This is a genomic window from Campylobacter sp. RM16189 (genome assembly GCF_012978815.1).
In the GTDB taxonomy this organism is placed as follows: Bacteria; Campylobacterota; Campylobacteria; order Campylobacterales; family Campylobacteraceae; genus Campylobacter_A.
In genome coordinates, this window is record NZ_LIWR01000009.1 from 13,642 (window position 1) to 24,855 (window position 11,214).

Genomic DNA, 11,214 nt, shown 5'->3' on the forward strand with positions numbered 1-11,214 from the left:
ATGCCTGCTGTTTTAGTTGATTTGGGATTTAAAATAGATGTCGATATATCGGATTTTAAAGAGTTTTCAAATGATGAAATAGAATTTTTGATATGTGCAAACAAGGATATAGACACCAGAGCTCTTCGTAAAAAGATTAAAAATTTTAAATTATATATATTTGAGCCGACTTTGTATATAAATGACGAAGATGAGATAAGAAAACTTAAAAACTATTTTTTAAAAAACACAAATTCAAGCTTTTTAATATCATACGATGAATTTGAACCTAAAAAGATTAAGGAAAAACTTGAAGAAATAAGAAAAAAAAGCCATACAATAAATAAGGATATTAAACCTAAATTGGCATTCTTTTCGCCAATTCCAAACGAAAAAACAGGAGTAAGTTTATATAGTGAGGAGCTTTTAGAAAGGCTTAATGATTATTACAAATTAACAGTTATAGTTGAAAATTTGAAAAATGTAAGAGACGATCTTAAAAAAAAATATGATATAAAAGAGGTTGATTATTTTTTCAAAAATGCGGATTCATTTGATAGAATTGTATATCAAATGGGCGGCTCATCTTATCATCTTTACATGTACGATATTATGAAAAAATTTGAAGGCATAGTCGTATTTCACGACTTTTATATGTCTCAACTATTTTATCACAAAGATTTACGTTATACCGATATATTTTACGATGAGCTTTATTATTCTCACGGATATCATGTTTTTGATTTTTTAAAAGAGCATGGTTTGGCTAAGACTATATTAAATTATCCTGCCAATCTATCTTTAATAGATTATTCGCTTGGTATCATTACTCATTCTAATGAGCCAAAAAGGATATTTGACTCGCTTTATGGCGGAAATAATGATATATTTGAAAATATCCCCCTGCTTAGAAAGCCCGCTAAAATTTCACCTAAAAGCGAAAGCAGAAAAAGGCTAAATTTACCTGAAAATAAATTTATAATATCCACTTTTGGCTATATTGGCTCTACAAAATTAACTCTTGAAGCGGTTGAGGCTTTTGCCAAAACAACTCTTTACACTAGAGAAAATTCAATTTTGCTATTGGTCGGAGAGGGTACGAGCGAACACTATATGAATTTGATTAATAGAGCTATAAAAGATAACTTATTGGACGGTAGTGTTAAATTTATAGGCTGGACAAGTGATGAAGAGTATCGAGAATACCTTAGCGCATCTGATGTTGCAATTCAGCTAAGGATTGATTCTAGAGGAGAGACTTCAGCGGCTGTCCTTGACTGCTTTAATTATTCGCTTGCAACTATAATAAACAATCACGGCTCTATGAAGGACTTACCAAGAGATTGTGCCTATTTTATAGATGAAAAATTTAGTACAAGAGAGCTTGCTAGTGCCATAGAAAGGATATGTAAAGATTATAATTTAAGAGAAAATATCTCAAAAAACGCAAAAGAACATCTTGATAAAAATCATAATCCTAGTGTTTGTGCAAAAAAATATTTTGAATTTATAGAGAAAACCTATGCAAAAAAGCCTGTTTTAAAAGAGATTGTAGAAGAATTTAAGAGTTTTAAAAGCGATTTAATAATGCTTTCAAAAGCCATATCGTCAATCAAGAAACCGATTTTTAGACAAAAAACTATTTTTATAGATATTACAGAGGTCTATATAAACGATTTAAAAACAGGCATTCAAAGAGTTGTTAAGGCTCAGCTTTTAATGCTAATAACTATTTGCAAAGAGTATAGAATCGAACCTGTTTACTATAACGATTCAAAATCTTCGTATTTTTACGCTAGAGATTTTATGAAAAAACTATATAAACTTGACGAGTGGAATACGTCAAATGAGATTGTGGATATTCATGAAGGAGATATTTTTTACGGTATTGACTATATGCCTGTTAATTTTGTTCGTGCATATCAAAAAGGTGTATATAATCAATTTAGAGCAAAAGGTGTAAAGCTATTTTTTGTTCTATATGATAATATTCCTCTGTCTCATCCTCATTTTTTCCCGCCAGAAGTTCATATTAACCATGAAAGATGGTTGAAATGTGCAATAAATTGCGCAGATGGTTTTATTTGCATATCAGACTCTGTGGTTAATGATCTAAAAAAATATATACTTGATAATAGTTTAAAAGCACCTGCTGTTATTGAAAGTATGAAGCTTGGACACGATATCAGATCTTCTAATCCAATTTTGGGAATAGATGATGACTCTAGGAAAGTATTAAAAAAAATTATCGAAAAACCTACTTTTATTATGGTGGGAACTGTTGAGCCAAGAAAAGGTCATGATGCCGCCATAGCTGCTTTTGATGCGCTTTGGCAAAGAGGTCTTGATATAAATTTAGTTATTGTCGGCAAAATGGGTTGGATGGTTAATGATCTTTTTAAAACAGTAGACAGTCATAGTGAAAGAGGCAAAAGACTTATATATCTAAATTTTGTAAGCGATGAGACGCTTGAAGAAATTTATAAAAGCTCAAGCTGTTTGATAGCTGCAAGTAGAGCAGAGGGATTTGGACTCCCGATAGTTGAGGCCGCTGTTCATAAAATACCTATTATTGCAAGGGATTTGGAAGTATTTAGAGAGGTTTCTAATGATTCGGCAACTTTTTTTAAAAGAGACGAGGATTTGGCTGATGTTATATCCAAATGGCTTGATGATTTCAAAGCTTTAAAGCATATTAAACCTGATGGTGTGGAGATTGTTTCATGGAGAGACAGCGCGATGCAGGCATATAAAATTTTAACAGGAGATTTTTAATGAAAAGAGCTTTGATTACGGGTGTAACCGGGCAAGACGGTGCGTATCTTGCAAAGTATCTGCTAGAGCTTGGATACTTGGTTTATGGTACATGTAGGAGAACGGCTAGTTTAAATTTGTGGAGACTTGAAGAGCTTGGAGTGCTTGAAAATAAAAATTTAAAAATTGTTGAGATGGATTTAACTGATGCGTTTAATATTATAAGCGTAGTTTCAGAAATTCGTCCTCATGAAATTTATAATCTAGCCGCTCAAAGCTTTGTCGGCGTAAGCTTTAAAGAGCCGTTTCATACGGCAAATGTAACTGCTCTTGGAGTATTAAATTTACTTGAGGCTATAAGAATAGTGGATAAAGATATCAAATTTTACCAAGCAAGCACATCTGAAATGTTTGGTTTGGTTCAAGAGGTTCCACAAAGAGAGAATACTCCGTTTTATCCGAGATCTCCTTATGGAGTTGCCAAACTTTACGGACATTTTATAACGGTAAATTATAGGGAAAGCTACGGTATATTTGGAAGCAGTGGAATTTTATTTAACCACGAAAGCCCTCTTAGAGGACTTGAATTTGTAACAAGAAAGATTACAAACACTGTCGCTAAAATAGCGTTAAAAAAGGCTAATGTATTAGAGCTTGGAAATCTTGATGCCAAGCGCGACTGGGGATATGCTTATGAATATGTTCAAGGAATGTATAAAATTTTACAGCATCATACGCCTGATACTTTTGTGCTTGCAACAGGCAAGACTACTACTGTAAGGGACTTTGTATCGCTTGCATTTAAAGCACTTGACATAGAGCTTAAATTTGAAGGTGAGGGCGAGAGTGAAGTTGGGCTTGACAAGAGCGGCAACGTGCTGGTAAAAGTAAACCCTGAATTTTATAGACCTGCTGAAGTTGATCTTCTAATAGGCGATGCAACAAAGGCTAAAAATGAGCTTGGATGGGAGGCGCAAACTTCACTTGAAGAGCTTTGCAAAATGATGGTAAAAGCGGATATTAAAAAGATCGAGAGCGGTTTTGAGTTCTAAAGTTTTTATTACGGGAGCCGATGGTTTTACAGGTTTTTATTTATCACACTATCTGGAAAAATCAGGATATGAAGTCATTAAAGCCTCAATAAAAAAACAAAAAGAAGGTTTTGTGTATTGTGATATATGTGATAAAGAGAGCGTAAAGATAGCTCTTAATCATGTAAATCCTGAATTTGTTATACATCTTGCCGCAATATCCTTTGCTCCAAGCGATCCTAATCTTATAGATAAAGTTAATATTGGCGGAAGCGAGAATTTGCTTGAGTGTTTAGAGATGCTTGAAAAAAAACCAAAAAGAGTGATCTTGGCAAGTTCTGCTTCTGTTTATGGGGCGCAAAATAGTGAAATTTTAGCCGAAAATTTAGAGCCAAATCCAATCTCTTCTTATGCAAAGAGTAAATTTAAAATGGAGCAAACGGCTCTAAAAAGTAGCCTTGATATCATTATCGCCCGTCCATTTAACTATACGGGAGTAGGGCAAGCTATAAGCTTTTTGATACCTAAAATAGTATCTCATTTTAAAGAAAAAAAATCTACTATCGAACTAGGAAATTTAACTCCCAAGCGTGAGTATAATAGCGTTTTGGATGTGGTTAAAATTTATGAAAAACTGCTTCATGCAAAAAGCGAGCATAAAATTTTTAACATAGGTTCTGGAGTCGGATATGGCGTGGGCGACATAGTAAAGTTTATGCAAGAAATTTCAGGAAATAGTATAAATATCGTTCAAAATCCAAATTTTATAAGGAAAGATGAAGCCGAGATACTAATATCAAATACTTCAAGACTGAAAGATTGTGGTTTGTATTTTTGCAAAACAGACATAAAAAATATTTTAAGGTGGATGTATGAGAATTAAAATTTTATTAAATGCTAGACCTTTGTTGGGTAATTTGACAGGTATAGGAAGATACTCTTATGAAGTATTTAAAGGACTTGATAGAGAAAAATTTGATCCATTTTTTGACTATGGATTTATTTCTCAAGATATCATTTTACCAAGTAATAAAAAAGAAGTATCTTTTTTGGATAGAATTAAAAGCAGTGTTTTCAAAATTATGAAGTATTTTTTCAGCTTTTTACCTACAACTTTTAAAACCAAAATTAGAGATTTTTTAATAAATAGTAATACTACTAAAAATAAAGAGTTGAATTTTGATATATACTTTCAGCCCAATTTTATCCCGCTAGATGCTAATGCGACTTTTTATGTATCCTGCGTACACGACCTATCATTTATAAAATTTAAAGACTTTCATCCAAAAGACAGAATGGATTTTTTTGAAAAAGTATTTTTTAAAGATATTGTAAAAGCATCAAAAATTATTACCGTTTCAAATACCGTTAAAAAAGAGATTATGGAGGAGCTAAAGATAGATGAGGATAAGATAGAAGTTATATATAACGGTTATGACGATAAAATTTTCTATCCTAAAAACATAAATGATCAAGAGAGTATAAAGAGTAAGTATTTGCTAAAAAAGAATTTTATACTCTTTGTCGGATCAATCGAGCCTAGAAAAAATTTAAAAACACTTATTAAGGCGTATAATATTTTGGATAAAAGCCTGCAAGATAAGTTTGATTTGGTTATAGTAGGCGCTAAAGGCTGGCAAAATTCCGATATTCATGGACTTATAAAACAAAATAAAAATATCAAATTTCTAGGCTATATAGATGATGATAATTTATCCGTTCTTTACAGTAGCGCTACTGTCTTTGTGTATCCTTCCGTGTACGAGGGTTTTGGTATCCCTCCGCTTGAAGCGATGGCTTGCGGATGTCCTGTAATTTTATCGGATATTGAGGTTTTTAGAGAGATTTATAAAGACAATGTAATATTTTTTGATGCCATAAATGAAAACGATTTAAAAGAGAAACTTTTTAGCCTATTGTCAGATATTGACTTAAGAGAGAAGCTATCAAAAAGCGGACTTTGTTACTGTAAGAATTTCTCTTGGACAAAATCCGCTAAAGAGCATTCCGACCTATTTTTAAGACTCGCTACTCAATAAAAGCTTTTTCTAGATAGCTCATACTCTCTTGGTTGATATTGTTAATCAAGCTTTCTAGCTCTAAGTATGACAATACCACTTTGTAAGCTGTAGTTATCACATCATTTCTTATTTTGTGAACCCTGGTTTTGGCATCAAGAAGATCGACTATGCTTCTTAATCCTTCTTTATATCCACGTTCGATTGAAAGTTCGTATATTTTTGCATTCTCCAGAGACTGAACTATGATTTCATACTCTTGTATATAGTTTTGCAAATCCACTATTGACTGTTTTTGAGATATGTCTACACTTTTTTTAACATCGTTTTGTCTTGCGGCACTTGCCTGCCTAAGCAGCATTCCCTCTTCTATTCTAAAGCTTGTGTGCCAACTTGTGAATATAGGTAGATTAAGTCTTATCATAGTCTCAACTCTACGATCTTTATCGGTAAAAGCTCTATCATCCGTATAGTTATCTTTAGAATAACTTACAGAAAAATCAATCGTAGGTAAGTGTTCGCTCTTTCTTTTGGAGTGTTCTTTCTCTGCTATTTTTGTCATAAGCTCACTTTGCTTATAGTGGATATTTAGATCTGTATCGTTATATTTTCTTAGATCGATAGCCTTAAAGAAATTTATATTTAAATTTTCAAAATAATTTTTTACTTCTATATCTTGACCAACGAGTCTAAAAAGTGAAATTTTAGCTATCTCTATTTCTCTATTTGCCTTGCTTACGCCCATTATAGACTCATCATATCTGACTTTTGACTCCAGCATATCCATCTTGTTTGTAAGACCTAAAGATAAAGATTTGTTCATCTGGTCGTATCTAGCCTTGTTTGCATTATTATAACTTTGAGCCAATTTTAAATTTTCGCTTGCGTATACAAGCTCAAAATATGCTTTGGCTACTTTTTTTGCGAGCTCTTGTTTGTTTAGTTCTAAATCAAGTCCGCTCTGCTCTTTTCTAAGCTCTTCTTGAGCCTTTTGATAGTATAAAGAAGGTTGGAAAATTTGCTGTCTCAGTGTTACGCCATAGCTTCTAATACTCTCATTAACTCTTTTGTTGCGTCTATCATATTTATCTCCGCGATAACTGATATTTCCTGTGATAGTAGGGAATAGTTGTGATTTTGATTGACTGTATCTCTCTACGCTCGCAAGACTATTATACATATAGTATTTGTGCTCATCGTCGTTTTGCAAAGCCATCTCGTAAGCCTCGGATAGATTTATGCCTTTGGCCAAAACAAATAAAGGTAACCCAAATAGTAAAATGAAATTTTTAATCTTCATTAAAAGCCCTTTCAAACATATTTGTAAAAGGATTTAAAATATAGCTTAGCACGGTTCTATCTCCTGTTCTTACCATGACTTCAGCTGGCATTCCCGGTAGTAAAAAGAATTTATTTCTCTCAAGTTCTTTTATGCCGTCTTCCGTAAGCTCTATTTTTATCTCATAAAATTGATGTCCGTTATTATCTTGCAGGCTATCTGCCGAGACATAAGTTACTTTGCCCTCTACTACGTGAGCTTGCTGTAGTTCAAACGCACTAAATCTCACATCCGCAATCAAGCCTATATGAACCTTATCCACATCGGTTAAATTCATCTTAGCATCTACTACATATTCACTACTATTAGGCACTATGCTCATTATAACCTCGCCCGGTCTTATTACACCGCCTACAGTATGAGCTATCATTCCCACTATAGTTCCATCCACTGGTGCTTTTACCATAGTTCTATCAAGCTGATCGTTTAATGCTATGTATTTTGACTTTGTGTCATTTATCATTCTTTTTGTGTCTTCAAGCCTTTTTAGTACTTCTTCCTTGAAGGTTCTTTCTCTTAAAATAATTTGAGATTTTGTCTCTGTTATTTGTACTTCAAGTCTAGCTATATCGGCTACGCTTGATGCTATTTCGCCATCTACCGCTATCTTTTCGCGCTGAGAGTCTCTAAGTCTTATTTTGTCGCTAAGCTGTTCTTTGTATAACCTATCCCACTCTTTTATCTCTTCATCCAGTGATGCTGATTTTTGTTTTCTTGACTCTATTATAGCTTTTAGACTTTCTATTTGCTTTTGAAGCTGGGTGATTCTCTGATTTAGGATCTCTTTTTCGTCATTAAGTAATTTTTTTTGTTCTTTAAATATGCTTATTTGACCATTTGCAGCCTCTTCGAAACCCTTGATATTTCTTAGTTCGTCTTTGAAATTTATTTGTTCAAGATCGTCTCTTTGAGCTAAAAGTCTAGCCTCTATAACGCTATTTTGTAAAAATTCGCTCTGAGCCATCTCGAGTTCTGCCTGAAGTCTTGCGTTTTTTATCTCCAGCACTATATCGCCCGCTTTTACCTTGTCTCCATCTTTAACTAAAATTTTATCTATTACTCCGCCCTCTAAGTGTTGAACAACCTTTTTGTCATTTACTACGCTTACTTTTCCTACGGCGACGGCAGCATTTTTAAGAGGAGCTATTGCCGCCCATCCGCCAAAAACTCCGACTAATAAAAATATTGCAAAAAGACCGAATCTAATAGTTCCTTTTTCGTTAGATAGTATCATTCGTTCTCCTCTATGGCTTTTTGTGCTGCTTGCTGCCCTGCAACCTTGGCTTGAGTTTTAGTAAGTTCGGCTAAGACGGCATCTCTTGCGCCAAAATACGCTAGTCTTCCATTGGCTAAAACGGCTATCTTATCAACTATACCAAGTATATTTAACTTGTGTGTTATAAGTATTATCGTGGCTTGACCTTTAATATTTAAAAGAGCTTGCTGTAACGCTCTTTCTCCTGCCTCGTCAAGACTCGCGTTTGGTTCATCGAGAACTATTATCTTAGGGGATTTGTAAAATGCCCTTGCTAGTGCGATCCTTTGTCTTTGCCCACCGCTTAAACTAGACCCTCCCGCTCCAAGCTTGGTGTCATATCCCTCAGGTAAATTTAGTATCATTTCGTGAACATTTGCTAGTTTAGCCGCTTTTACTATCTCTTCTGAGTCAAGCTCTCCAAATCTTGATATATTTTCTGCCACCGTTCCTTCAAAAAGCTCTATATCTTGTGGCAGGTATCCCACAAACCGCCCCAGATGATCGCTATCGTAGTGATTTATGTCGGCTCCATCTATCCTAACTATTCCCTTAAATAAGGGCCATACTCCTAAAACAGCCCTTGCTAAAGAGCTTTTGCCGGCTGCGCTTGGACCTATGATTGCACACATATCTCCGGCATTTAATCCGAAAGTTACGTCCATTAGTGATAAATTTTTAGAATTTGGAGGTAATACAGATATGCTTTGACACTCTATTTTTCCGATAGGATCGGGAAGCTTGGTTCTAGTGTCTTCCTCTGGAAATTCTGATAAAAATCTATCAAGTCTTTCATAACTCTCTTTAGCTCCTTTGTAGTTTCTCCAGCTTGCTATAAGTATATCAAGTGGAGCCAAGGCTCTACCCATGATGATTGAACCCGCTATCATCATTCCGGGAGTTAGTTCCATTTTAACAACCAGATAAGCGCCCAGACCGAGCATTAAGGATTGAAACGTAATACGGGCTGTCTTGCTTATATTAGAGTAAATTCCGGCCATAGAGCTTGCAACTGAGTGAGAGCTTAGAAATTCGTTATGTTTGCTTTCCCATATTTTTTTTAGATTTCCATTCATTCCCATGGCTTGTATGGTTTCTGAATTTCTTAAGTTAAGATCTACAAGTCTCATCTCTTTTCTATAGCTATCATTTGAGTTTTTAAGACCGTCTTTAGTGGCTTTTTCATTTAAAAGCGCGAGTATAAAAAGACAAATAGCGGCAAATACGCTAAACCATCCATACATAGGATGAAACATAAAAAGTATTGCGATATATATCGGCATCCAAGGTGCATCTAAGAATGCAAAAACTCCGTTGCCACTTAGATATTGCTTTATCGTATTTATATCGCTCATCGCTTGAGATGTGGTTTTAGATGGGTTTTTGGACGCTAATTTAAATATTGCATCATATACTCTGCCAGATAAATTTTGGTCTATTTGATTTGCAAATACTACAAGTATTCTAGATCTTAGTATCTCAAATAAACCCATCATTACAAATAAAAATACTACTATGAGAGTAAGCATAGTGAGAGTATCAAGGCTCCTTGATGTTACTACTCTTCCGTATAGTTGAAGCATATAAAGAGGAGATGTGAGCATCAAGAGGTTTATAAACATACTAAAAACACCTGCGTATATCAGGCATTTTTTTGATTTTTTAAGTATATTTTTTAATTCGTTTTCTTTTTTTTCTATGCTCATTTTTCAAGTATCCTTGAGGCTAGGGTTTGAAAATTCGAAAGACTACTTAAGTGAATATTTATAAGATCCATATATCCGTTTCTTACAAACATAGCCAAAGTTTTATCATCAAGCTCGTTTAGCTTGCTTCTGCTTACTACTGAAAATCCCTTTATCAACACATAGTTTTCATCGGCTACTTTTAAATTCAGTTCTTTGTTTATTAAAATTCCTGATTTTTTTAACTCTTCCATCATTAGCTGAGTTCTCTTAAAATCCGAATCATAGTTTTTTAGAGCCACTATGACTTTATCTAAAAATTCACTTTTATTCTCATTATCTCCAAAAAGTCTCTCTCCCTTATCGTTTTCTGATAAGTGATCCGAGTCCATATCTACGCATAGAACTCTTTTTCCGTCCGCATTTCCTAATAAAAACGGATAGTTTTTTAAACTGGCAGGTATGTAGCCGCTAAATTCATCATCTATCATTACATTTTCAGTTTGACCTAGAAGCACCACCATTGTAGGCACAACATCATTTGTAAATACTATACAAAAATTCTCCGCGCACTTTTTCATCTCTGAAACAGTTATTTTAGCTATCGCAGTATTCGGTATTTTTCCTCCTGTATATCTTAAGTTTTTATGTATCTCTGAGTTTAAAGCCACTATATTCATGTTTTTCCTTTTTTTTATATTATTTAGATTATGTTTTTTTTCTATACTTATGTTTTTACTGCTTTTGACGAATATAACTCCACCGCTTTGCTCTATAAATTTAGCTATATCATCCTTTTCGTTATCGCCTACAGATGTTACTATATATCTATCTATCTTTCCATTTTCATCTTTATTCTCTCTTTTTTTATTTCTCTCTCTTATAAAAGAGCTATTTAAAATTTGCATAAATTTTGCTATATCTTCACTATGTATATAAAGCATAATATTGTTTTTACCTATATAGTATCCATAAACATCAACATTTTGACGTTTGGCTATCTCAAAAAGCTTATTTCTATATATTTCTATTTCATAGTCATTTTTGCAAAAATCTCCATTTTGTTTTATTAAGACTATTCCACTGCTTATTTCTCTGGTCTTTCTACCCACCGTTTTTATCTTCCTTTGTGTTATAGAGTTATATTCTAAAA

At 33.7% G+C, this 11,214-nt stretch carries 8 protein-coding genes; 4 read left to right on the forward strand and 4 right to left on the reverse strand.

The features are described from left to right. Genes CDOM16189_RS07275 through CDOM16189_RS07290 form a run of 4 tightly spaced genes read left to right on the forward strand, consistent with a single transcriptional unit; the run spans position 1 to position 5,803 of the window. Positions 1-2,754, forward strand: a complete 2,754-nt coding sequence (locus CDOM16189_RS07275) for a glycosyltransferase (protein WP_170000914.1) — start codon at positions 1-3, stop codon at positions 2,752-2,754. Further along, entirely contained in the window at positions 2,754-3,785 is a 1,032-nt protein-coding gene (gene gmd / locus CDOM16189_RS07280) for a GDP-mannose 4,6-dehydratase (protein WP_170000915.1), read from the forward strand. The genes CDOM16189_RS07275 and gmd overlap by 1 nt, the downstream gene beginning before the upstream one ends. After that, positions 3,775-4,647, forward strand: coding sequence for an NAD-dependent epimerase/dehydratase family protein (locus CDOM16189_RS07285; RefSeq protein WP_170000916.1), 873 nt, complete (start codon positions 3,775-3,777; stop codon positions 4,645-4,647). The genes gmd and CDOM16189_RS07285 overlap by 11 nt, the downstream gene beginning before the upstream one ends. After that, the gene (locus tag CDOM16189_RS07290; RefSeq protein ID WP_169975068.1) at positions 4,637-5,803 is read left to right on the forward strand and encodes a glycosyltransferase family 4 protein; all 1,167 of its coding nucleotides are present in this window, start codon (positions 4,637-4,639) and stop codon (positions 5,801-5,803) included. The genes CDOM16189_RS07285 and CDOM16189_RS07290 overlap by 11 nt, the downstream gene beginning before the upstream one ends. Here CDOM16189_RS07290 and CDOM16189_RS07295 read toward each other — a convergent pair. Genes CDOM16189_RS07295 through CDOM16189_RS10035 form a run of 4 tightly spaced genes read right to left on the reverse strand, consistent with a single transcriptional unit; the run spans position 5,793 to position 11,173 of the window. After that, on the reverse strand, positions 5,793-7,082 hold the full coding sequence (locus CDOM16189_RS07295) for a TolC family protein (protein WP_169975070.1): 1,290 nt from the start codon (positions 7,080-7,082) through the stop codon (positions 5,793-5,795). The genes CDOM16189_RS07290 and CDOM16189_RS07295 overlap by 11 nt on opposite strands. Further along, positions 7,072-8,355 (reverse strand): HlyD family type I secretion periplasmic adaptor subunit, encoded by a 1,284-nt coding sequence (locus CDOM16189_RS07300; RefSeq protein ID WP_169975072.1) that lies wholly within the window; start codon positions 8,353-8,355, stop codon positions 7,072-7,074. Before CDOM16189_RS07300 ends, CDOM16189_RS07295 begins: the two co-directional genes overlap by 11 nt. Next, the gene (locus CDOM16189_RS07305; RefSeq protein WP_169975074.1) at positions 8,352-10,082 is read right to left on the reverse strand and encodes a type I secretion system permease/ATPase; all 1,731 of its coding nucleotides are present in this window, start codon (positions 10,080-10,082) and stop codon (positions 8,352-8,354) included. Before CDOM16189_RS07305 ends, CDOM16189_RS07300 begins: the two co-directional genes overlap by 4 nt. Then, positions 10,079-11,173, reverse strand: coding sequence for a SapC family protein (locus CDOM16189_RS10035; RefSeq protein WP_169975076.1), 1,095 nt, complete (start codon positions 11,171-11,173; stop codon positions 10,079-10,081). Before CDOM16189_RS10035 ends, CDOM16189_RS07305 begins: the two co-directional genes overlap by 4 nt. Positions 11,174-11,214: the final 41 nt, after the last annotated feature.